Raw genomic sequence first — 24464 nt, 5'->3', positions numbered from 1 at the left:
TATATGCAGGACAGCCGCCTAAGTTGACCATTTTATTTCACACAATAATAAGGTTTATGTTGTCTTACATATTAATACGGTACGTGAAATTTTTAATTCTTACGTCCGGATCTTCCTGACTGAACAGAAAGATCCGGGAAACATAGCCGTATTACTGGTTTTTTAAGTCCATAAATGGAGAAGGACCGGTCGTTCCTTTTAATTTGTCGCCGCCGGTGGATTCGATGATTTCATCGGTAACTTTATTGGAAATCGTCGTGGATACCAGCTGCAGCAGTTCATTTACATCTTTCTGACTCTGCTGGAATTCCTGCACAATGGGAATACTTTCAATCTCTTCATTTAAAGCAGCCAGTTCGTCTTCTGCCTGTTTCAACGCTTCCTTTTTTTCATAGTGCTGCAGATTCACGGCCTGCTTCTGCTTGTTTTTTATTTTCTGGATAAGCTCCTGTACACGTACATTACGGTTGATCTGGGCTTCGGCCCGCTTAAAAAAATCCACTTCTTCCGTTTCGGAAATAAGGCTTCCCAGCTCCCGCGCCTTGTCCAATACTTCCTGCCTGGAATATACAGATTCACTCATTATTTTTTCACCTCTGCTGTTTCCACCATCTCGCCGTTGAGCGACCAGGTTTTTGCTTCATGAATACGGGTATACACGATGTCTCCAATGGATGATTTCGGTCCCTCAAAGTTTACAAGTTTGTTTGTTCTCGTACGTCCGGATAAAATATCGGCATTTTTCTTGCTTTCTCCTTCCACAAGAACCTCCACCACTTGTCCTTCCAGTTCTTTATTCCGACGCGCTGAAATCTCATGCACGACGTCATTGAGCCTCGCCAGACGGTCCTTTTTGACCTCCTGCGGCACGTTATCTTCAAACTGGGCGGCAGGCGTCTTATCCCGCGGAGAATAGATATAGGTGAATGCACTGTCGTAATCCATTTCTCTCATTAATGAAAGAGTGTCCTGGAACTGTTCTTCCGTTTCATTTGGAAAGCCTACGATAATATCCGTTGTAAAAGACGCATGCGGTATCGCTTCCTTGATTTTACGCGCAAGTTCCACATATTCTTCTCTTGAATATTTACGCCCCATTAATTTCAGGACTTCATTGTTGCCGGACTGCACCGGCAGATGAATGTGTTCCACAAGATTTCCGCCTTGGGCGAGCACCTGCACAAGATGATCGTCAAAATCGCGCGGATGGCTTGTCGTAAAACGGATACGAGGAATATCAATGAGACGGAGTTGATCCATCAGATCAGCAAGACCGTAATTTTCTTCCAGGTCTTTTCCATATGCATTGACATTCTGCCCCAGCAGTGTAATCTCTTTATATCCTTGACGTGCCAGATCCCGCACCTCGTCAATTATATCCTCCGGACGGCGGCTCCGTTCCTTTCCGCGCGTGTAGGGCACAATACAGTACGTACAGAATTTGTCGCAGCCGTACATAATATTAACCCAGGCCTGTGTATTTCCAGCCCGTTTACGCGGCATATTCTCGACAACATCGCCTTCTTTGGACCATACTTCGATAACCATTTCTTTGCCCTGAATCGCATCCCATAGAAGGTCCGGAACCCGGTGAATATTATGGGTGCCAAATATCAGGTCAATATGCTGGTGTTTCTGCATAATTTTATTGACGACGGATTCTTCCTGTGACATGCAGCCACATACCCCGAGAATAAGCTCCGGTTTTTCTTTTTTCAGTTTTTTTAAATGACCAATTTCACCGAACACTTTGTTCTCAGCGTTTTCGCGGATTGCACAGGTGTTGAGAAAAATAACATCAGCGTCTTCCGCTTCCGTTGTTTCCGTGAAACCCATTTCCTCCAGGATCCCGGCCATGTTTTCCGTATCATGTACGTTCATCTGACAGCCGTATGTACGGATTAAATACCGTTTTCCGGCTCCAATGCTTTTCATATGCGGCGGAATGGAAAAATCGTAGTGGACTTCCACTTCCTCTCGTCCTCGTTTACGCCCTTTTTTATAATCGGGCTGGTCATTGATTAAAATGCTGCGGCCGCCGATTTTCATATACTGCCGACCGTCTTCTTTCTCTTCCATTTCCGCTCCGGAAAAATCAAAGTATTTACTGAAGTCTTTATTCTCCGCCGGGTTTCCGCCGCTGCTGGATTTTTGGTCCGAGGGCAGGGAACCGGCAGATGTCTGCCGGTTTTCTTCTTCGTTCATCAGAAAGTCACCGTTCCTTTCCAGTCTAAATGATGCCGCTTTATCTATATTCCCTTATTGAATGCCGGGACTCATGGTTCCCTTGAAATTATACCGCCTATAATGCTGGAAAACAACAGTGCGCTGCGGATGCAGCGCACGTGAAGTGTTTATTTTATCTGAAGCGGGCGGTAGCGGTTGATGGCAGCGGCCAGTTCATAGCGGCGCGGACGCGCCAGGTCTCCGGGATGCTGTCCCTGAAACGGGGAAACTGCATCCAGTCCATGCTCATCAAGTTCCTGTTCGATGAGAGACAGAATATCTTCAAGGGGAGCTTCTCTGCCCAGTTTCCGAACAGCGTGACGAATCATTTCAGCGACAGCATTGGTCTGGCTCGGATTGATCAGCTGTTCAACCCCGGAAACATCAATATTATCTTTGCCGTACATGATCGAATAAAGACCTTTTCCGCCGACTTTTTCCTTTTTTCCTTTCTGTGCCTGAAAACTGGTCAACTGCACCGTCCTCGAAGTAATATCACCAAAGGAGGACCCTGCTTCTTTTCTGCGGTCCGTTCCGAAACGGGAAGCGATATCTTTCGCCTGTGCGGTTACGTCTTTTGGAAGATACTCCTCCATCATGACGACACGGTCGGCAACGTCAAAGTAATCCCCGGCTCCACCGACAACAAGGATCGTAGATACGCCATGCTGTTCATAGAGCGCCCTTACTTTGTCAATAAACGGTGTAATCGGTTCTTTCTCTTTTGCGACAAGCTCCTGCATCCTGCCGTCCCGGATCATAAAGTTGGTCGCACTCGTGTCCTCATCCATTAACAGACACTCTGTGCCCGCCTCAAGACTTTCCATGATACAGGCCGCCTGTGACGTACTGCCGCTCGCATTATCTGTCGTAAATGTCCGGGTATCTTTTTGAATAGGCAGATTGGCAATAAAAGGAGAAATATTCACGCTGGAAACGCTTCTGCCGTCTTCGGCTCTCACTTTGCAGGCAGAATGGTTGGTTAACACAAACTCCCTGCCGTCTTTGGCCCGGTGATTGTATACCCCCCGCTCCACCGCTTCCAGCAGTGTGCTTTTCCCGTGGTAACCGCCGCCTACGATGATATTGATGCCTTCCTTCAGTGCCATTCCTCTGATCGGTTCCCGATGGGGCAGCTCGATCTCCACTTCCATGGATTCCGGAGACTGAAAGGAAACCACCTCGCTTCCCTGAAGCGGTTTGTTACTGATACCGCTCTGTCTCGGAAGAATGGATCCATTGGCGACAAATGTCACATACCCGTGGTCTTTCAGAAAACGGCGGATGGCTTCCTGCTGATCGGCAAGCTCCAGACAACGATGCAGTTCTTCTTTATTATACCGGCTGACGGCCTGGTGAATAATGTCCGGAAGATCTTTTGTCAAACGTTGTTCCGCCTGCTTTCCGAGAATGGTCCTTCCTTTGGCGGGCAGATGAATGGAAAGACGGATGCTCAAATCATCGTTTCCAAGAGCAGCAGCTGTCCTGTCCATCACCTCCTGACCGGGGCCATCAATCTCTATCGCTTTTTTCTGGTTATCTTTGTACAGCTGCTTCTGGACCTCCCTTGCGAAGTAATCAACCACAGCAATCCTTCTTGCTTCTGTCTCATCACACTCCGGGCCGAGGCCGAGGCTGTCTCTTTTCAGTACCACTCTTGCACGGGAAGGACTGGCAAATGGATCCGCCTGCACATGATCCAGATGGAACGTAAATGCGTTAAAAGCGTACGAGCCTTTCAGATCGTTGTATGCTTTATATCCTTTATTATCTATTCGTTTTAAAATATTGGTTAACTGCTGCATCGTCCGGCTCACTCCTTTATGTTTTCCTTTTTGCGGTATTTCCGGTTCCGCTTTCGGTTAAACACCGAAATGAACGGCCCCGCCCGGAATCCGTCCGAATATAAAAACCGGTTCCGTTGTGGTGCAGGCAGGAACCGGCAGGGCCTCGGATTACCGGGGCTCTATAATTAATTTAATTGCCGTACGTTCTTCACCGTCAATCTGAATATCGGTAAAGGCAGGAATACAGATCAGGTCAATACCGCTTGGAGCTACAAACCCCCGGGCAATCGCTATCGCTTTAATAGACTGGTTCAGGGCACCCGCGCCGATAGCCTGAATTTCGGCAGCGCCTCTTTCCCGGATAACTCCCGCTAATGCGCCGGCGACGGAATTTGGAGTGGATTTAGCTGATACTTTTAATACTTCCATTCGTAGTACCTCCTTGTTTGGTATAATGCCCCTCTTCCTTGTATATTCCAGCTGCTGCCTCCGTATTCCTGCTGCATGGTTTTCTTTCTTTATTTATTTGTTTTACTCGTCAAAAGGATGTTCCTCACTGATCTGGATGCGCTCTATTTTTCTGGTCCGGCCGGTTTTTGGATCAATATGAAACAAAACCCCATTTAATTGTTCCCGTCCGCCGGCCACTTCAAACCTTACCGGAAGATTCGTTAAAAATTTGTGAATAATATCTTCCTTTTCCATTCCGAGAATACTGTCCATCGGTCCTGTCATCCCGGCATCACTAATATAACCCGTGCCGTTAGGCAGAATCCGGTTATCCGCTGTCTGAACGTGGGTATGAGTCCCGGTCACCGCCGTTACCCTGCCGTCGAGGTACCAGCCCATTGCCTGCTTTTCGCTTGTCGTTTCGGCATGAAAATCTACAAAAATGTAAGGAGTCCTTTTCCGCAGTTCTTCGATAATCTGGTCTGCTTTTCGGAATGGACAGTCATTCGGCTGCATAAACGTTCGGCCGATAAGATTCACAATGCCGATTTCCAGATCATTGACCTTTAGAAGCAGATAACCCCTGCCCGGGTTATTATCCGGGTAATTCGCAGGGCGTATCATAGAGGAAGCACTGTCTATGAAGTCAAAAATTTCTTTATTGTCCCAGGTATGATTGCCGAGTGTTACCGCCTGGGCTCCCTGTTCGAGGAATCCTTTATAAATTTTTTCAGTAATTCCTTTTCCGGCGGCGGCATTTTCACCATTAATCACCGTCACCGTTGGTTTGTGTTTTTTCTTCAATTTCGGCAGATATTCCTGGACCATGTTCCGTCCCGGCCGGCCGACGACGTCCCCGATAAATAATAGTTTCATCCTTCTATCCTTTCTACTGTTACTATCGGATCCATTCCTATCCAGGAACCGTATCCACGGTATACAGCTGGTCTCATGCACCTCGCGGCTCCTTGAAAAAAACGGATCTATTAAAATAAAGCGGCAGTGCGCCGCTTTATTTTGCATATTCCACTGCTCTGGTCTCCCGAATCACGGTCACTCTGATATGCCCCGGATAATCCAGTTCACTTTCAATCTGTTTGGTAATATCGCGGGCGAGCCGGTGGGCAATCATATCATCCACCAGATCTGGTTTCACCATAATACGAACTTCTCGTCCGGCCTGAATCGCATAAGTTTTTTCAACGCCTTCGAATGATTCTGCAATCTCTTCGAGCTTTTCCAGGCGCCGGATGTAAGTTTCCAGTGTTTCCCTCCGTGCGCCCGGTCGTGCTGCAGAGAGCGTATCTGCCGCAGCCACCAGTGTGGCAATCACGGATGTCGCTTCCGTGTCACCGTGGTGGGAAGCGATACTGTTTACAACGACATCGTTTTCCTTATACTTCTGGGCAAGTTCCACCCCGATTTCTACGTGGCTTCCCTCCACTTCGTGATCGATCGCCTTTCCGATATCGTGAAGCAGGCCGGCCCGTTTTGCCAGCTGTTGATCTTCCCCGAGTTCGGCTGCCATCAGGGACGTGAGATGAGCCACTTCCATGGAGTGCTTCAGCACGTTCTGTCCGTAACTGGAGCGGAACTTCATCCGGCCGAGAATTTTAATCAGATCCGGATGCAGACCGTGAATACCCATTTCAAACGTGGTTTCTTCGCCGTATTCACGGATCGCATCATCCACTTCCCGTCTCGATTTTTCTACTGTCTCCTCGATTCGCGCGGGATGAATGCGGCCGTCCTGTACCAATTTATCCAGTGCCGTTCTTGCTATTTCACGACGGATTGGATCAAATCCGGATAAAATAACAGCCTCCGGCGTATCATCAATGATAAGATCGATCCCTGTCAGTGTTTCCAGGGCCCGGATATTGCGGCCTTCCCTCCCGATGATCCGTCCTTTCATTTCATCGTTTGGAAGATTTACAACGGATACGGTCGTTTCGGCAATATGGTCGGCAGCACACCTTTGAATGGCAAGGGAGAGGATCTGGCGTGCTTTTTTATCCGCCTCTTCCTTTGCCTGTTCTGTATATTCCTTGACCATAAGTGCCGAATCATGCTCCAGTTCCTGCTTCATATCGTGCTTGAGCATTTCTTTGGCCTCTTCCCGGGTCATGCCGGAAATTCTCTCCAATTCTTCCTGCTGTTTAGATAAAATCTCCTCCACTTTGCTGTTTTGTTCTTCCACCTGTCGTTGTTTATCGGCGAGAGATTCTTCTCTCTTTTCCAACGATTCTTCTTTTTTGTCCAAAGTTTCGCTTTTACGGTCGAGAATCTCTTCTTTCTGCATTAAGCGGTTTTCCTGCTTCTGGACTTCATTTCTTCGTTCGCGGAGATCTTCTTCCGCTTCTTCGCGAAGCTTGTGCGCTTCATCTTTGGCTTCCAGCATCGCTTCTTTCTTATCGGCTTCCGCCTGCCGGTGCGCATCATCGACGATCTGCCTGGAAGCCTGTTCCGCACTGGCTATTTTCGCTTCAGCTGTCGATTTACGAACAAAATAACCAATCAATCCACTCAAAGCTGCAACGACAATAAGCAAAATGGAGATGAGAAAGATATTATCCATGTCTTTTCACCTCCTCTTGCTATCTTTTTGTGCCCTTCTTTCCGTCCTCAGGAAAAAGGGATGGTTTGTTTTCGGAATCCATACCGCATAAAACATGAATGACATTATTGAATGAATGTTTCTCTGCCGTCGTGTCGGCCGTCAGCGTCCCATTGCTCAGGGTCCCGGCCCTTCTGCTTTTCAAATAAATAAGAGAACGCAAAAACGGTGAACATTACATCATGCTTGAAAAGCATCATTCCCTTTAATTGTATCCTTCCGCCTACACCATGTCAAGACTTGCCAGAGCGCGGTTCCGGACGCAAAAAGACGGAAACCTCCCCGTCTGGAGAGGTTTCCGATTATTTATCCGCGTTCTTCTTCGGTATCGAGCGGAAGACCTTTTTCCTCTTCTTCCGGTGCGGGCTGCGCTGAATCCAGCTCATAATGGTCCCGGATGTTCTGCTCGATCGCGTCGGTTACCTGCGGGTTTTCTTTCAGGTACTGCTTGGCGTTTTCGCGCCCCTGACCGAGCCGGTCTCCTTCATAGGAATACCAGGCACCGCTTTTCTGGATAATTTCGAGTTCCGCTCCCATATCGAGAACCGACCCTTCCCTGGAAATTCCTTCTCCGTACATAATATCCACTTCTGCCTGTTTAAACGGCGGAGCCACCTTATTTTTTACGATTTTAACCCTCGTTTTGTTGCCGACCATCTCATTTCCCTGTTTCAATGTCTCCGCACGGCGTACCTCGAGACGGACACTGGAATAAAATTTCAGTGCGCGTCCGCCGGTGGTCGTTTCGGGACTTCCGAACATGACCCCTACCTTTTCACGGATCTGGTTGATGAACATGGCAATCGAATTGGACTTGCTGATTGCCCCCGACAGCTTCCGCAGTGCCTGGGACATCAGGCGGGCCTGCAGCCCTACATGGCTGTCCCCCATTTCCCCTTCAATTTCCGCTTTTGGTACAAGCGCAGCAACAGAGTCCACTACAATAATGTCAACAGCCGCACTGCGGACAAGAGCTTCGGCAATTTCCAGTGCCTGCTCTCCTGTGTCCGGCTGGGAGAGAAGCAGCTCGTCAATATCCACGCCGAGGTTTTTGGCATATACCGGATCAAGCGCATGTTCGGCGTCGATAAAGGCGGCCTGGCCGCCCTGCCGCTGAATTTCAGCAATCGAATGCAGGGCAACTGTCGTTTTACCGGAGGACTCCGGACCGAAAACTTCTACGATCCTTCCGCGCGGGTATCCGCCTACTCCAAGCGCTACGTCCACTGCAAGCGCGCCGCTGGAGAACGTGGATACTTTCCGCTCGGTCTGTTCCCCGAGTTTCATAATAGAGCCTTTGCCAAACTGTTTTTCGATATTTTTCAGCGCCTGGTCGAGCGCTGTTTTTCGTTCACTCATCAAAATCTCTCCTTTTCGCACCCGGGAAACTGTTTTCCCCTCCCCGCCGCTTCGCTTCCCCCTGCGGCGGCCGGAAACAGTCCGTGTATGCAGATTATGTTTGAACGGGGACCGTTTTAACTTATCACCATGTTCATCATATCTTTTTTTGGAGCATTTGCCAATAGGATTTACGAACATTTATTCGTTTTTTCAGAAGAAATCCACCCGGTATTTTCCGGTACATGAAAAACTGTTCAACGGCAGGGCCTTGAACAGTTTTTCAGTGTTTTACCGGGAAGCCCGTTTTTCTTTGGGCCCTCCTGATTTTTTCGGGCGCGGCTTGGCCGGTTCCAGGTTGACACGCGCCCCGTTAATGCGGGAATAGCGGAGCGCTTCATATACGAACGGAGCCGACTCCTGCGGCACTTCCACAAATGTGAAGTTTTCAAAGATATCAATGCGTCCTACTGCTTTCTCGGAGATACCTACTGCTTCGGCAATCTCCTGGACGAGAATTTTCGGGGTCATCCCCACGTTGCGCCCGACATTGATAAAGAAACGGATCATCCCGTCGGCAGCACCGGTTTCCCCGAAGTGATAGCCGTCGTTTGTTTCATTCAGGGACGCAGAAAAATTCATGGTCATCAATGAACGGATAATGTTTTTTGCGTCATACTCCGCAAGCAGTTCATCAGCAATATCATCAAATAGCGAAAGACTCTGCTCATCCTGGAACTGGTCAACAACCATCTTCTTCCATGATTCCTGCTGTTTTTCCACCACTTCTTCAATGGTAGGAACGCTCTGGGTCGGAATAGTCATTTTAATTTCTGATTCAATCGAACGCAGATGCTTCATTTCCCTCGGTGTCACAAGGGTCAGTGCCTGCCCTTTGCGCCCGGCCCGTCCGGTTCTGCCGATTCTGTGGACATAACTTTCCGGATCCTGCGGAATATCGTAGTTGATCACGTGGCTCACGTTCTGAACGTCAATGCCGCGTGCCGCCACGTCTGTCGCTACGAGAAATTCAATAGTGCCCCGGCGGAACTTATTCATAACTTCATCACGCTGGGACTGGGTCAGATCCCCGTGCAGCCCGTCGGCGAGATACCCACGTGCCTGCAGAACTTCGGTCAGCTCAGCTACCCCTTTTTTCGTGCGGCAGAAAATAATGCCCAGTTCCGGATCCTGGCTGTCCAGAATGCGGCAGAGGGACTCCTGTTTGTTGCGTTCCAGCACTTTATAATAGACCTGGTCAATGGAAGGAGCGGTTACTTCACTTTTGTTCACCGAAATGGTTGTCGGGTCTACCATGTACCGCTTTGACAACTTCCGGATCGCCGGAGGAATGGTAGCAGAAAAAAGCAGCGTCTGGCGGTCCACATTAATCTGTTTCAGGATCGTCTCGATATCATCGATAAAACCCATATCGAGCATCTCGTCGGCTTCATCAAGCACCACCGCACGCACCCTGTCCAGCTTCAGCGTTTTACGGCGCAGATGGTCCTGAACACGTCCGGGTGTTCCGATGACAATCTGGACTCCCTGCTTCAAGGCCTTGATCTGGTGCCCGATCGACTGGCCGCCGTAAATCGGGAGCGTACGGATATTTAAATGCCTCGACAGCTTCTGAAGCTCCCCGGACACCTGAATCGCCAGTTCCCTTGTCGGCGTCAGGATCATGGCCTGAACATGATCTTCATCCGTGATCCGGTTGATCAACGGTATTCCGAATGCCGCAGTTTTACCTGTTCCGGTCTGGGCCTGGCCGATTAAGTCGCTGGACTGCAGAATTTCCGGAATGGCTTTTTCCTGAACAGGGGATGGTTCTTCAAATCCCATTTCGCGCACGGCCTGTTTTATTTCTTCTTTTACATCAAAATCGTCAAAGTACGTCATTCATTACCACCTTTTCTTTTTAAAAAGCCCAAGAAGTGCTGCGTCACGCAGCGAAAAGGGCGGGTTTTGACCGGCTGATTTTTGCGCCGGCTTTATTTGTTCAGTAGATACCAGCACCCGTAATATACCGCCATCCGGCGGATATGTTCACGGCTTCCTGACAGCTGAAGCCGGTGCGACGTCACGTTTCCGTCCACCGATATTCCGATCCAGACAGTGCCGGGCTCTTTTCCTTCAATGGTTCCAGGCCCTGCGCTTCCGGTAAAACTGATACCGGCAGCCGTACCGTAAACAAGACGGACCCTTTCGGCCATCTGTTCGGCGCATTCCCTGCTCACCGTGCCGAATTCCGCAATAACGTCCCGGTCCACTCCCAGGACGTTCGTCTTTGCTTTTTCGGTATAAACAGCTGATGCACCTTCGAACACGGCAGAAGCCCCCGGAACATCCACAAGAGCCTTGGAGAACCAACCTCCTGTTATACTTTCAGCAGCAGCTATGGTGTGCTGTTTCTGTTTCAGTACGGTAACGACCCGGGAAGGCAGGCTCTCCTGATCTTTTCCATAAAGATAGGTGCCTGCTTTCCGGGTAATATCGGCTTCCACTTGATCAAGCATTTCTTCTGCTTTCTTTCGATCCGGTGCTTTTGCAGTCATCCGCACCGTCACTTCCCCGTCTGAGGCGAGAGGGGCAATGGTCGGATTGGTCTGATGCTGAATCAAATCGGACAGCTGTTCTTCAAGGCTCGATTCCCCGATCCCAAAAAAACGGAGAACACGGGAATGCACCACCGCGTGTTCATCCATCCGATCCAGCAGATACGGCTTTATACGATGTTCAAACATATGTTTGAGTTCACGGGGAGGGCCCGGAAGCAGCAGAAACAATGTACTTTCCCAAACTTCTCCGATCCCGCAGGCAAAACCGGCTTCATTATAAAACACATCACTGCCTTCTGTATAGAGCGCCTGCTTTTTATTATTGTCCGGCATGATCCGCCCTTTTTCCGCAAAATAATCCTGGATTTTTTTTAGAGAATCATGGTGCGTACATAATGGTTTCCCCGTCAAACGGGCGAGCATGTCCTTGGTTAGATCATCCTGCGTCGGGCCGAGTCCTCCCGATACAATAACGACGTCGGCACGCGCGGAAGCTTCCCGGAAAGCTTCCAGAAGACGGGTTTCGTTATCTCCGACCACGGTATGACGGTATACATTGATCCCAACACCCGCCAGTTCTTCCGACAGATAGCGCCCGTTAGTATTGGCAATCTGGCCGAGCAGCAGCTCTGAGCCTACAGCAATAATTTCAGCATTCATGAATTTCCCCCATTCTCCGGCTGCATGGAACTGTTGAATACATGACGGTTTTTCACAAAATAGTCCACGCCCGACAGGATCGTTAACAGAACTGCTGCCCACATCAGCATCATTCCCACCGGAATATTCCAGGCCGCAAATGGGACGTTATGCAGAAGCAGCACAGCCATAGCCGCCATCTGGAAAACGGTTTTCCACTTGGCGAGACCGCTCGCAGCGATAACCGTGCCATCGGATGCTGCCACCAGCCTCATACCGGTTACGGCAAACTCACGGCTTAAAATGACGATGCCCATCCAGGCTGGAACGAGCTGCAGCTCAATGAGAGAAAGAAGAGCCGCTGTGACTAACAGTTTATCCGCCAACGGATCCAGAAATTTCCCGAAAGTGCTGACGAGCTGGTATTTTCTGGCCGCATACCCATCAAGCCAGTCGGTCGCTGCTGCGATGATGAACAGAACAGCTCCGGCAAGATGAGGATAGGGCAGGGAAGCCTCGTTTATTGCAATCTGTCCCGTTGAAAAAGGAACAAGCATCAATACCATAAATACGGGGATCAAAAGGATCCGGGCTATCGTTATCTGGTTCGGCAGATTCATCATGTTTCCCCCGCTTCTTTCTATTATACGTGGTGCCGGCAGAAATCCATTTTTCATTGTATCATACTGCCGCCGCAAACGAGACGGAGAAAACCTGGATTCTTTCAAAGAAATACCCGGGAACGCTGTCGGATCCCGGGCCTGCTCATTATTCTTCCGCCTGTTTTTCGAAAATAAGGTGCTGAAGTACACTGTCAACCGGGTATTCAACTACTTCCCCGTTAAACCTTACAGTGGCATTGGGGGAACTACCAATGATTAACCTGACATAATCCTGGTCACTCAGATCCATTTCAATACTGTTTCCCGGCTGAAGTCCGGATACATCCTCAAGACTGTTTCCGTCTTCATCCTGCACCGCAAGCCAGGAGTCTCCGTCTTCGGAAAGAGATAATTCAATGATCATGTCTTCCGCCCCGGACACATCAAAAACAGAGCGGTTCCCCTGGGTAGTTTCGACAAATTCCGGCGTTACGGCGTCTTCTGTTTCAGAGGAGCTGCCGGATTCTTCTTCTGAAGATGACGAATCCCCATTTTCCGTTTCACCGTTGGAACTGCTGTTTTCAGATGTATTATTCTCTGAGTTTTCCCCGGACGTTTCCGTTTCGGAAGAATCTGATGTTTCTTCGGCACTTTCCTCTGTGTTCGAATTCCCTTCATTCGAATCCATTTCAATACCCGGTTCTTGCTCAGGAGAAGCCCCTTCCTGACTGCCCTGGTCCGTTCCCTGCACGACAAGATACACACCGGCAGCAACAACCAGCAGAAAAAGGATGCCGACAAGCGCCGGGAGTACCGTCGATTTACGCCTCCGGTTTTTCTGGACTTTTGGTTTGGCCTTGTCCGCCCGGGATGGCAGATCCGTCGTCTGCTGCTTCGGACGGGGAAGTTCATTGCCGTATGTTTCAAATACGTCGTCCGGATTCAGGCGCAATGCTTCGGCATAACTTTTAACAAATGCTCTCGTATAGAAAGAGCCGGGAAGGGAATCATATCTCCCTTCTTCAATGGCAGTGAGATACCTTTTCTGTATCTTTGTCATTTCCTGAAGTCTTTCCATCGTGATGCCCTGTTCTTCTCTTTTCGTCTTTAAGTACTGACCAAGCTCTGACACTGTTAACACCTACCACCTAACTGATATCGAATGACGAAAAACCAGATTCCACCACGTCATATGTAATCTCTTCCGATTCTTTGTTCCGCAGTTCTATCATACAGTCAAAATCGTCCAGCGTATAGCGTGATTCCCGGACAAAAATGTCCGGATGTTCAACGACCTTGACCGCAGGCTGTTTCATAATATCATGGACCAGCTGCCGGTGGCCCTGTGATGCTCTCATCATCGATACAATGCCGTCGATAATATAGATATGACCCTGTTCCAGTTCATCTTCGGCAAGTTGATTCCGAACCGTCTGCCTAAGCAGCGTCGACGAAATAAATGACCAGCGTTTGTTGGCGCACACACTGGCAGCCACAAGGGATTCCGTCTTACCGACTCTCGGCATTCCCCGAATGCCGACCAGATAGTGGCGGTCTTTTTTAAACAGTTCAGCCATGAAATCGACAAGCAGCCCCAGTTCGTCACGGACAAACCGGTATGTTTTCTTATCATCTGCATCGCGCTCAATGTAGCGTCCATGCATAACCGCAAGACGATCCCGCAGCCGCGGTTCTCTCATTCTGCGTACCGTAATATTATCAATCGTTTCCAGTATCGCACCAAGACGCGCCACCTGGTCATCATGGCCGCTCCGGATCAGCATCCCGCGTCTCCCGTCTTCCACGCCGTTTATGGTTACAATGTTAATGGAAAGAATGCCGAGCAGAGAAGAGATGTCTCCGAGCAGTCCCGGACGGTTCTGGTGAATCTCATATTCAAGATACCATTCTTTTTTCTCTTCCATGCCGTTTTCCCACCTCTTCAAACAGCCAAATGTCTCAGATATATGTCATTTTACGCTATTTTGTTCTATTTGAATAGTGATATTCCAATTTTAAGAATAATGTCTACCCCACAGCGGGTTAAAATAAAGAAACGACAGGCTGCCGGCAGCACAGCCTGTCGCTTCTTTATTTTGAAGAATCGGATTGAACCAGTTTGACCATCATGTTGGCAATAGCATGCTGTTCCTGTTCGTCAGCCACATGCCAGAGATCGGAAAGAATCCGTTCCTGTTCGTTTTTCGGATCGACGGAATCGGCCAGATATTCCCCTACTTCATAGGCCACATCCGATACAACACCTTCATTCATTCCTTCATGTTTCGCCTGATTCAGTCTGCCGTCGAGAAACTGCTTCCACTGATCCCAGTTATCTAAAACCGACATCTCTATATCCTCCTTCCAGAACATTTCATTTCTAGTCTGCTCCGGAGAAAGAAATATATGTATGATACCGGCTGTCTTTTTACCACGCCCCATTGACATCCAGGATATGCCCGTTCACATAACCTGCTGCAGGATTCAGCAGAAACATCACAGCCTCAGCCACTTCTTCCGGCCTCGCAAACCGTCCTGCCGGCACTTCTTCTGCAAGGCCGCGCTGCTCTTCTTCTGTAAACTCCTGCATCATGGGTGTATCCACCATCCCGGGAGCCACCGCATTGACCCGGATGCCGGAAGGAGCTGTTTCTTTTGCAAGAGCCTTCACAAAAGCGTTTATTCCGCCCTTCATGGCGGAGTAGGCTGATTCGAGCGCAGCTCCTCTCTCCCCCCAGATAGACGACATCAGGACAATCGATCCGCTTTTATCCGAGATCATCGCCGGCAGCAGGTCATGAACGAGCCGCATGGCATTCAGCAGATGAAGATGAGCAAGTTCATACAGTTCTTTGTCTTCCAGCTCCTGAAAAAAACCGTACGATGGCGAGCCGCAATTATACACCAGCTGATTAATGGAGCCGTGAAGCTGCTGCATCAGATGGTCTGTACCGCCGGAAGCGGAAAGATCGGCTTCCACAAGGTATACGTTGCTGCCGAGCTGCTCACACTGCTTCTTCAACTTTTCCGCCGATTGTACGGAATGGTGGTAATGCAGAAACAGGGTGTTCCCTTCAGCCGCCAGGGAACGGGCAACAGCACTGCCTACCGCACCACTCGCCCCTGTAATCAGTGTCCCGGCAGTCACGACGTCTGTTCCTGCTTCTGTGTAATTTGAGAAACAGCCCGGTTTTCCGCCTGGAATAAATCCGGAAGCAGGGTATGCATTTCCTGTGCTGTGATATCTTCCAGCATGGGAATCACATCGAAAAGATGAAGATCAAAAAACGCGTATTCCGTATACTGGTTCGCAAGGAATTCCGGCGAATTCAGCTGTTTCAGAAATGCCCCGATTTTTTTACGGCGCACTCTTTCGATATTCTCCTGGTCCAGTCCACGGGAGACAGCGTCATCAACAGCTGCTGTAATACGCTCCGCCAGTTTGTCCGGGTCTTTCGTGTCCCCGCCGATGGCCGCAAATGAAAAAGAACGTTCAAGCATAAATTCAGACGAAAACGAATCATCAATCAGCCCTTCCCGGTACAGCGACTCGTAAATGTCCGAACCGGCTCCGAACATCGTTTCAAGAAGCATTTCAACAGTCAGGTCGTAACGAAGGAAATCCTTCCCCTGTTTATCCGGTACCGGCAGCTTATAACCAACCATGCATTTCGGTGTATTGACGCTCATCGGCACAGCCGATACTTCCTGTACCGATTCCGCCGGTTCATCTTCCACGATCCGCTCCACCGGTTCCGGCGTTTTAAATGATTTAGCGTTCTGGTTTTCTCTCACAAGCTCCATAATATGAGCGGGGTCTGCATTTCCCGCCACACAGAGAATCATGTTACCGGGATGGTAAAAGGTTTCATAGCATTCATACAAATCTTCCTTCGTGATCCGTTGAATAGAATCCACCGTGCCGGCAATATCGATTTTAACAGGATGGCGGTGATAAAGAGAGGCAAGCAGATTGAAAAACAGCTGCCAGTCCGGATTATCATCATACATCCTGATTTCCTGGGAGATGATGCCTTTCTCTTTTTCCACGGTCTCTTCGGTAAAATACGGATGCTGGACGAAATCAAGGAGCGTCGTTAAATTATTGTCCACATCCTGAGTACTGGAAAACAAATAAGCGGTCTTTGTGAAACTCGTAAAGGCATTCGCAGATGCACCCTGTTCCCCGAAGGTCTGGAATACATCCCCGTTTTCATCTTCAAACATTTTATGTTCCAGAAAGTGGGCAATTCCATCCGGTACGTTTGCCGGTTCGTTTTTTCCGATCGGAACGAATCGGTTATCAATCGATCCGTAATTTGTCGTAAACACCGCAAAGGTTTTCTGAAAATCCTGCTTTGGTATCACCAAGACCGTTAATCCGTTCGGCAGCACTTCTTTATGAACTGTTTCCTGCAACTGATCAAACGTAAGTGCTTCACTCATGCCTGTTCCTCCTCGTTTCTCAGAAAGTATACCGTATCCAGCATGGTTACAGCGGCACAACCGGTAACGTCCTCTCTTGTTACATTGTCGACGGCTTTGAGCCATTCCTCAAAAGGACGGGAGTGCCCGGCAGTGCGCTGCTGGTAATACAGTTCCACCAGTCCGCGTGGATGATCCATTGTTTCCAGCAGCTGATTTTTCACCATGATCTTCGTTTGTTCAAGGTCCTCATCCGTAAACGAGCCGCTCTGGATATCTTCCATCTGTTTTTTAATGATGGAAGATGCTTTTTCATAATCCGCAGTTTCAATGCCTGCCATCACCATCACAATACCTTTCTGGCTTTCGTAGCGGGATGCAGCGTAATACGCCATGCTTTCTTTTTCCCTGACATTAATAAATAGTTTAGAGTTTGGAAAACCTCCAAACATACCGTTCATCACCTGCATGGCGGGAAACCGTTCATCGGAAAACGTAACCGGCGTGCGGTAACCGAGATGCAGTTTGCCCTGTTGAATGTCATCCGACTCCTTCAGTTCCTGTTCCCGGGCGTCTTGTACCGGATGGTACTGTTTGGTTTCGGGTTGTTCCCCGTTAGACTCCGGAGAGACAGTAAACACAGATACGGCTTTTTGTGCTTCACCGGTCGTTACATTTCCGACGATATACAGGCAGATGTCATCCTGCTGAAGCATACGCCGGTATTCCTCCATAAGCTTCCCGGCCGTCAGATTCTCTACATCCTCCACTTCTCCATAAGGATGGACGGCAAACGGTTCCCCGCTGCACATGTTTTCAATCAGCCGTTTATTGGCATAGCGCATTTTATCGTCATAAATGGACTGGATTTTCTGGATCAGGGTCCGTTTTTCCTCTTTTATGACCTGCTCATCAAATGCGCCGTCCGGAAGATACGGGTGTTCCAGCACCTGCTGGAGAAACGATATACTTTCCCGGAACAAGGAAGGAGCTTCCCGAATATAATTTTCATCCGCTATCTCCATCTTAACGGCAATCACATGGTGTTCGCCTTTTTTCTGTACATCGGCGTGAAAGGAAGCGCCGTAAAGCTCATCAAGATAAAGACGGATTGCTTTCCTTGAAGGATGGGTATCGGTCGCACTCTGCAGAACATTGGCAAGCAATGCGCGGGGAGCTGCCGTTTCCCTCGTTAACGATGTTTTCATCTGCAGGACAAGCGTTGTCGTTTTATATTTTTTAGTCGGAATGAGCCGGACATCCAGAGCGCTGCTTTCTACTTTTTTTTCCTCAAGCATGATTTATTATCCTCCTTCTTCTCAAGCCCGTTCCCCCGAAGGCGGTTCTTCCCCGGATTCACGGGATGTACTGACAAGGACTTCTCTCGGCTTACTGCCGCCGTAAGGCCCGACGATGCCGCGTACTTCCATTTCATCAATCAGCCTTGCAGCCCTCGTGTACCCGATCCGGAACCTGCGCTGCAGCATGGATACAGACGCACTCTGCATATGTACGACAAGATCCACCGCATCCGGATACAGGTCGTCATCCACCTCATCCTCTGTTTCGGGCTGTTCCTCGGGTATCATTTCTTCCTGATAGGATGCTTTCTGCTGAGCTACTACGGCTTCCACTACTTGTTCCACCTCTTCATCCGACACGAAAGCTCCCTGCACACGGGTTGACTTGTTCGAACCTACGGACTGAAAGAGCATGTCCCCTTTGCCGAGCAGTTTCTCTGCTCCTCCGGTATCCAGAATCGTCCTCGAATCGGTCTGACTGGAGACCCCGAAAGCAATTCTGGACGGGATATTGGCTTTGATAACGCCGGTTATAACATCCACCGAAGGGCGCTGGGTGGCAATAATCATATGAATGCCCGCCGCCCGTGCCATCTGGGCGAGTCTTGTAATCGCGTCTTCTACTTCACTGGAAGCAACCATCATTAAGTCGGCAAGTTCGTCCACGATAACGACGATGTAAGGAAGTTCCGGCTGCTGATCATTATTTTTTTCGTTCTGTTTTTTCACCCATTCGTTATAACTTTCCATGTTTCTTGTCCCGGAATGGGAAAATAAGTCATAGCGCCGTTCCATTTCCGCGACAACCTTTTTCAACGCCTGGGCTGCTTTTTTGGGTTCGGTAACGACCGGTGAGAGCAGGTGGGGAACGCCATTATACACATTCAGTTCCACCATTTTCGGGTCGATCATCATGAGCTTGACTTCGCTCGGTTTTGCCTTCATTAAGATGCTTGTAATAATGCCGTTGATGCACACACTTTTTCCGCTTCCGGTTGCTCCGGCGACAAGAAGATGCGGCATTTTGTTCAGCGAAGCAAGTACCGGTTCTCCGGAAATATCCCGGCCGAGCGCTGCTGAAAGGACATGATCATCGCGGCGGTAACCTGCTTCAATCACTTCCCGCAGCGTTACCATGGCGACTTCCGTGTTTGGCACTTCGATGCCGATAGCAGCTTTGCCCGGGATCGGTGCTTCCATCCGGATATCTTTAGCTGCCAGTGCGAGCGCCAGATCATCCGCCAGATTTACAATTTTACTGACTTTCACACCGGTATCCGGCTGTACTTCGTATTTGGTTACCGCCGGTCCGAGATGCACTTCATTAACTTTGGCTTTCACACCAAAACTCTGCAGGGTTTCTTCGAGCTTCCTCGCATTGGATGAAATAAGATTCCGCTCCTGGTCCTGGGAATTATAGGTGGAAGCACCGAGTATACTGATTGGAGGAAGTTCATAGTTTGCATTCTCCATTTCCTCCTGGAGAAGGGGGACTTCCGTTCCGTCTTCATGGTTTTCAGAAGATGTGTTTTCAAACGATGATTTCGTTGGCTCCGGTTCTGCTTTATTATTATGAACGTCTCTCTTCTCCCTATTCGCTGCCTCCTGTTTTGATTCAGCAGCGGAATAAGCATTTTCGGCGAAATTATAAATGACTGGAGCCTCTTCTTCTGCTGAAACAGGCGTTTCTGCAGGTGCTGTATCCGAAGGTGAAGGGCGGGCCGGTTTAGACTGCTTCTCTGTCTTTTTCGACTGCTGCTGCTTTTTTTCCTTTAATGTTTTTGTTTTTTCACGAAAAAAGGTAACAAGATTTTCCCATACAGGGGCTCCTTTTGTTCTCACATACCGGGCGACATCCTGTAGGGAAAGCCCGGTGACGAGCAGAAACGAAAGAATGAATAAGAAAACGGAAATAATTCTTGTTCCGGCCGCATCAAATAAAAACCGGCTGAAAACAAACAATACTCCACCAATCATCCCGCCTCCCAGATCATCAACCACACCGCTGCCGAAAGGATCCAGCATAAATAGTTCAAAAGTGGTCACTACTGCCGAATCCTCCGGATAAATCCCTGTTTCGCCGAGATTTTCAAACATCTCGACATGGCTCAAAAGCATAATTGTAAGTACCGCCAGATACATACCGCTCATTCGTCTGCCGGCGAGCGGCGGCATCCTCCTTTTCACGATGAAAACAGCTGCCATCCATAAAAGTCCCACTGTCAGCAGTACCGCCCATTCCCCGGCAAGAAATCGAAACATCGACTGAATGACCGCACCGGCGCGTCCCAGATGGAATAATGCCAGAATGCCGGCGGTAAACAAAATCAGCCCGGTTAATTCATATTTCAGCTGCGTTTTCCATTGTCTTGATTTTTTTGTTCCTCTCTTTTTCCGTTTGGATTTTTGAGCCATTTCCTTTCACCTGCCTTTTCGGTTCCGGTTTCCTCCTGTATATGTAAAGAACGAATCAGGCTGCCTCCATGATGAAAAAGAGACAGCCTGCTTCTGCTTGCGCCCTGTTGTTTATTATAGCATACCTGTTTGTTCATTCCTTCCCTTGTGGGGAAGATCATTTCGATTATTTCCAGATTTCTCCCGGCTGGCAGGCAGGGTCGAGATAATCCTGGGGGTCGCTGCTCTGTAGGGATTCCACCATCCAATCCCCTTGGCCGTTTTTACACAGAGTCACAAAACCGGAGCCTGTCCGTGCGGTCATTTTTTCGCTGCCTGATTCCTCCCAGGACGGAAAGATGTCTTCGGGGCAGAGTGGTGTATAAAGAATCATTGAAGCATGTCTCCTTCCCTTTCTTCCATTAACTCATTTAACCTTGAGAGGGCGTTTCCTATCCCGCCGACAGCATCGATCAACCCGTACTTCACGGCATCTTCACCGATGACGTTGGTCCCGATATCGCGGGTCAGGTTCCCCTTGGCAAACATCAAATCTTTAAACGTTTCTTCATGAATATCGGAATGCCGGGTCACAAAGTTAATGACGCGCTCCTGCATTTTTTCAAGATATTCAAATGTCTGCGGCACTCCAATAACCAGCCCGTTCAGTCGTATCGGATGGATCGTCATCGTCGCGGTTTCAGCAATGTGGGAATAGTCAGCGGCAACAGCAATCGGCACCCCGATGGAATGGCCTCCGCCAAGAACGAGTGTTGTTGTTGGTTTACTCATGCTTGCCACCATCTCAGCGATCGCAAGACCCGCTTCCACATCGCCTCCAACCGTGTTCAGGACAAGCATCAGGCCTTTGATTTTGGGGTTCTGCTCAACAGCTACCAGCTGCGGAATGATATGTTCGTACTTTGTGGTTTTGTTCTGCGGAGGCAGCTGCATATGCCCTTCAATTTGTCCGACGACTGTGATGCAGTGAATATTGGAATGTTCCATTTCGGCCACGTTGGTCTGACCCAGTTCCTGTATTTTATTTACGAGACTGTTTTTCTGATCGTCCTGTTCCGTACGTCCAGGCGGATTTTCCGGCCGGGGTTCCGGGGCTTTTCCCGGCTCCGGCGGCCCGGAAGGATCCTGCTCGTGCGGCATAGTCAAACCTCCTTTGTTTTTCCTCGTTTTAGTATGAGTCAATCTGATTGTCCTCATGCGTTTTTCCCCGCACCAAAGAATAAAAAAAGAAGCTCTCCACCAAAGAGAGCTTCCAATCTGTCAGACTTCCATAATAATCGGAAGGATCATCGGACGCCGTTTTGTTTTTTCATAAAGAAAACGACTCAGCACATCCCTGATATTGCTTTTCAGAGTGGACCATTCTTTTACATTATCATTCAATGCTTTTTCCAGTGTTGTTTTTACTTTTGTATTTGCTTCTTCCATCAGTTCTTCTGATTCACGGACATAAACAAACCCTCTTGATATGATATCCGGCCCGGACACGATACCGCTTGTTTTCTTCTGAAGCGTGACAACGACAACCAGTATGCCGTCTTCAGAGAGCAGCCGCCGGTCACGCAGTACAATATTACCAACATCCCCGACGCCGAGTCCGTCTATCAAGACGTTCCCCGACGGAACTTTGCCGGCGCGTTTTGCTTTTTTGTTCGTGAATTCAACGACTTCTCCTTTATCGAGAAGATACGTATTATCAGCGGGAACACCTGATGCTTCCGCCAGTTCAGCATGTGCCTGCTGCATCCGGAACTCGCCGTGTACCGGAATAAAGTGATCGGGCTTGAGCAGATTAAGCATCAGCATTAATTCATCCTGGCAGCCGTGACCGGTGGCATGAACATTTTCCCGTCCGTAAATGACATCAGCGCCGATTTGATAGAGAAAATCAATCAGGCGGGACACGGACTTCTCATTTCCTGCTTTCGGATTGGCCGCAATGACCACCGTATCTCCTTCTTCCACAGCCAATTCATGGTGGGCTCCTTTTGCCATCTGCGTGAGCGCCGACATCGGTTCCCCCTGGCTGCCGGTACATAAAATAGCTGTACGCTCCGGATCGTAATCGGCGACACTCGATGTCTGAATAAAGATATCTTCCGGACAGTGCAGGTAGCCGAGGTTTTTCGATATTTCAATTACTTTGCTCATCGCATGACCAACGACTGCAATTTTCCGCTCCTGCTTTTCTGCGGCATTGATGACCTGTTGAATGCGGTGGACATTGGACGCAAAGGTTGTGACAACGATCCGTCCTTTTGCTTCCTGAAATACATCAGCAATGCCGGCTCCGGTTGACGTTTCCGAAGGGGAAGTTCCCGGAATTTCAGCATTGGTGCTGTCGGAGAGAAGACACAGCACTCCCCTTTTTCCGATGCGGGTCAGCTTGTCTATATCTGTATAAAGGCCGTCGACCGGAGTCTGGTCAAATTTAAAATCACCGGTATGAACGATTAAGCCCTGCGGCGTTTCAATACTCAGCCCGACCGAGTCAGGTATGCTGTGGGTAGTCCGGAAAAAGTGAATCGGAAACCTGCCGACTGTGATCCTGCTTTCACCGTGAATCAACCGCAGATCCGCTTTCTTCCGGAGCCCTTTTTCTTTTAAATGATCCTCTACGAGTCCCAGGGTTAATTTCGTTCCGTATACCGGAGCGTGAATTTTGCGTAAAATGTAAGCCAGTGCCCCGATATGGTCTTCATGACCGTGGGTTAGTATAATGCCGCGCACTTTTTCTTTGTTCTGTACAATATAGGAAATATCCGGAATAACAACATCTACACCGAGCATATCATCTTCCGGAAACATCCATCCTGCGTCGATAATAAGTATTTCTTCTTCTGTTTCAATAACATACATGTTTTTGCCGAGCTCTCCCAGCCCTCCGAGCGCAAATACACGTATCGTTTCTGACTGCTTTGCCAACGTTTTTTCCTCCTAATCGTTCATTCTTACAATGTACTGCATAAAACCATATTATCTGTTTTCCGGCGGCGTACACACTTCACCCCCGGTTTTCTTTCCCCTGCGGCGGGAAAGACTGGACAGCGTATGAAATTTTCGAACCCGAACAGATCACTTCTTTGTAGTATAACTCAAACAGAAAACAGAATACAAGTCTCTTTCCCTGCCGGGCAGAGAAAAATTAATAACCTATGGCAATACAGCCTGTCCTGGATACGCCTGGAAGAGACACCCACTTCAAAAAAGCCCGGCTCTATGCCGGGCTGAACGTTTTTTCCAGCTGTTTCATCTCCGCTTCTGTCAAGGGCAGCAGCGGGGCTCTCGTATACCTTGATATCAGTCCGATCTGTTCGAGCATACCTTTCACCGGAGCAGGGTTAGGGGTCATGAAACAGGCCTGCATTTTCGGCAGCAGCATACGGTGCATTGCAGCAGCAGCCGCCGGGTATCCATCTGCAAAACTGTCAATCATTTTTTTGAGTTCGCTTCCGATGATATGCGAAGCAACAGAGACGACACCGCTTCCGCCGATCGACATTAAAGGCAGCGTAGATGAATCATCCCCGCTGTATACATGAAAATAATCCGGGCTTTCTTCCAGAACATACGCCGCATGATCCAAATCTCCGTTCGCTTCCTTTACCGACCTGATATTGGAAATACTCGTCAGCGACAGCAGGGTGCCGGGCTCCAGATTCACGATACAACGACCCGGAATGTTGTAAATCATGACCGGGAGCGATGGTGCGGCTTGGGCTATCGTTTTGAAATGAACATACATTCCATCCTGACCAGGCTTATTGTAATAAGGGGTTACCGCCATCACTCCGTCTACACCGGTGGAGACTGCTTTTTCCGTCATTTGCGCTGAATACGCCGTATCATTCGTGCCGGTGCCCGCAATAACAGCCGCACGGCTGCCGGCAATGTCTTTCACCCTTCGGTACAGGGCCAGCTTTTCTTCTGATGACAGAGTGGGGGATTCACCTGTCGTACCGGCAACTACCAGCCCCTCTGAGCCGGTGTCAAGCAGATGCTCCACTAGCGGTTCCAGTGTCGTCCAGTCAACAGCGCCGTTCTTGTCAAACGGAGTGACCATGGCGGTAATTAAACGACCGAATTCCAAACTATTTCCGCCC

Annotated in this window: 21 protein-coding genes; all 21 read right to left on the bottom strand. The window is 49.1% G+C overall.

Translation table 11 applies throughout. From position 1 onward, the window contains the following. Nucleotides 1-151: 151 nt before the first annotated feature. Nucleotides 152-583: a RicAFT regulatory complex protein RicA family protein gene (locus ACW9JV_RS08735; protein WP_457333344.1), complete on the bottom strand. Its 432-nt coding sequence runs from the start codon at nucleotides 581-583 to the stop codon at nucleotides 152-154. Then, nucleotides 583-2205: a tRNA (N6-isopentenyl adenosine(37)-C2)-methylthiotransferase MiaB gene (miaB, locus tag ACW9JV_RS08730; protein ID WP_457333342.1), complete on the bottom strand. Its 1623-nt coding sequence runs from the start codon at nucleotides 2203-2205 to the stop codon at nucleotides 583-585. The genes ACW9JV_RS08735 and miaB overlap by 1 nt, the downstream gene beginning before the upstream one ends. Before the next feature lie 149 nt (nucleotides 2206-2354). Continuing rightward, the gene (locus ACW9JV_RS08725; protein ID WP_457333340.1) at nucleotides 2355-4031 is read right to left on the bottom strand and encodes an ABC-ATPase domain-containing protein; all 1677 of its coding nucleotides are present in this window, start codon (nucleotides 4029-4031) and stop codon (nucleotides 2355-2357) included. Nucleotides 4032-4181: 150 nt separating this feature from the next. Continuing rightward, entirely contained in the window at nucleotides 4182-4442 is a 261-nt protein-coding gene (locus ACW9JV_RS08720) for a stage V sporulation protein S (protein WP_026701128.1), read from the bottom strand. 102 nt (nucleotides 4443-4544) lie between these two features. Further along, entirely contained in the window at nucleotides 4545-5339 is a 795-nt protein-coding gene (locus tag ACW9JV_RS08715; protein WP_457333338.1) for a TIGR00282 family metallophosphoesterase, read from the bottom strand. 136 nt (nucleotides 5340-5475) lie between these two features. Continuing rightward, on the bottom strand, nucleotides 5476-7041 hold the full coding sequence (rny, locus tag ACW9JV_RS08710) for a ribonuclease Y (protein ID WP_457333336.1): 1566 nt from the start codon (nucleotides 7039-7041) through the stop codon (nucleotides 5476-5478). A gap of 345 nt (nucleotides 7042-7386) precedes the next feature. Next, entirely contained in the window at nucleotides 7387-8439 is a 1053-nt protein-coding gene (recA, locus tag ACW9JV_RS08705; RefSeq protein ID WP_457333334.1) for a recombinase RecA, read from the bottom strand. Nucleotides 8440-8709: 270 nt separating this feature from the next. Then, nucleotides 8710-10320 carry a DEAD/DEAH box helicase gene (locus tag ACW9JV_RS08700; protein WP_457333332.1) on the bottom strand — a complete coding sequence of 537 codons (1611 nt, stop codon included), beginning with the start codon at nucleotides 10318-10320 and terminating at the stop codon, nucleotides 8710-8712. Between the two features lie 92 nt (nucleotides 10321-10412). Continuing rightward, nucleotides 10413-11639, bottom strand: coding sequence for a competence/damage-inducible protein A (locus ACW9JV_RS08695; protein WP_457333330.1), 1227 nt, complete (start codon nucleotides 11637-11639; stop codon nucleotides 10413-10415). After that, nucleotides 11636-12238, bottom strand: coding sequence for a CDP-diacylglycerol--glycerol-3-phosphate 3-phosphatidyltransferase (gene pgsA / locus ACW9JV_RS08690; RefSeq protein ID WP_457334678.1), 603 nt, complete (start codon nucleotides 12236-12238; stop codon nucleotides 11636-11638). The genes ACW9JV_RS08695 and pgsA overlap by 4 nt, the downstream gene beginning before the upstream one ends. A 148-nt stretch (nucleotides 12239-12386) precedes the next feature. After that, complete coding sequence (locus ACW9JV_RS08685) at nucleotides 12387-13361, bottom strand: RodZ domain-containing protein (protein ID WP_457333328.1); 975 nt, start codon at nucleotides 13359-13361, stop codon at nucleotides 12387-12389. Between the two features lie 7 nt (nucleotides 13362-13368). Then, nucleotides 13369-14145: a YmfK family protein gene (locus tag ACW9JV_RS08680; protein WP_457333326.1), complete on the bottom strand. Its 777-nt coding sequence runs from the start codon at nucleotides 14143-14145 to the stop codon at nucleotides 13369-13371. A 166-nt stretch (nucleotides 14146-14311) separates the two neighbouring features. Beyond that, nucleotides 14312-14569, bottom strand: coding sequence for a DUF3243 family protein (locus ACW9JV_RS08675; RefSeq protein ID WP_457333325.1), 258 nt, complete (start codon nucleotides 14567-14569; stop codon nucleotides 14312-14314). A 79-nt stretch (nucleotides 14570-14648) separates the two neighbouring features. Further along, nucleotides 14649-15368 carry an elongation factor P 5-aminopentanone reductase gene (ymfI, locus tag ACW9JV_RS08670; RefSeq protein ID WP_457333324.1) on the bottom strand — a complete coding sequence of 240 codons (720 nt, stop codon included), beginning with the start codon at nucleotides 15366-15368 and terminating at the stop codon, nucleotides 14649-14651. Beyond that, entirely contained in the window at nucleotides 15365-16666 is a 1302-nt protein-coding gene (yfmH, locus tag ACW9JV_RS08665; RefSeq protein WP_457333322.1) for an EF-P 5-aminopentanol modification-associated protein YfmH, read from the bottom strand. The genes ymfI and yfmH overlap by 4 nt, the downstream gene beginning before the upstream one ends. Continuing rightward, on the bottom strand, nucleotides 16663-17943 hold the full coding sequence (gene yfmF / locus ACW9JV_RS08660) for an EF-P 5-aminopentanol modification-associated protein YfmF (RefSeq protein ID WP_457333320.1): 1281 nt from the start codon (nucleotides 17941-17943) through the stop codon (nucleotides 16663-16665). The genes yfmH and yfmF overlap by 4 nt, the downstream gene beginning before the upstream one ends. Before the next feature lie 21 nt (nucleotides 17944-17964). Then, a complete protein-coding gene (locus tag ACW9JV_RS08655; RefSeq protein WP_457333318.1) occupies nucleotides 17965-20361 on the bottom strand; it encodes a DNA translocase FtsK in 2397 nt (798 codons plus the stop codon). Between the two features lie 166 nt (nucleotides 20362-20527). Next, the gene (locus ACW9JV_RS08650; RefSeq protein ID WP_457333316.1) at nucleotides 20528-20734 is read right to left on the bottom strand and encodes a YlzJ-like family protein; all 207 of its coding nucleotides are present in this window, start codon (nucleotides 20732-20734) and stop codon (nucleotides 20528-20530) included. Next, nucleotides 20731-21501, bottom strand: coding sequence for a ClpP family protease (locus ACW9JV_RS08645; protein ID WP_457333314.1), 771 nt, complete (start codon nucleotides 21499-21501; stop codon nucleotides 20731-20733). Before ACW9JV_RS08645 ends, ACW9JV_RS08650 begins: the two co-directional genes overlap by 4 nt. A 120-nt stretch (nucleotides 21502-21621) precedes the next feature. Then, on the bottom strand, nucleotides 21622-23286 hold the full coding sequence (locus tag ACW9JV_RS08640; RefSeq protein WP_457333312.1) for a ribonuclease J: 1665 nt from the start codon (nucleotides 23284-23286) through the stop codon (nucleotides 21622-21624). A gap of 292 nt (nucleotides 23287-23578) precedes the next feature. Continuing rightward, a complete protein-coding gene (dapA, locus tag ACW9JV_RS08635; protein WP_457333310.1) occupies nucleotides 23579-24451 on the bottom strand; it encodes a 4-hydroxy-tetrahydrodipicolinate synthase in 873 nt (290 codons plus the stop codon). Nucleotides 24452-24464: the final 13 nt, after the last annotated feature.

The organism is Salibacterium sp. K-3 (assembly GCF_054052005.1).
The sequence above is the reverse complement of the archived record's forward strand: the minus strand, read 5'-3'. Positions and strand labels throughout refer to the sequence as shown.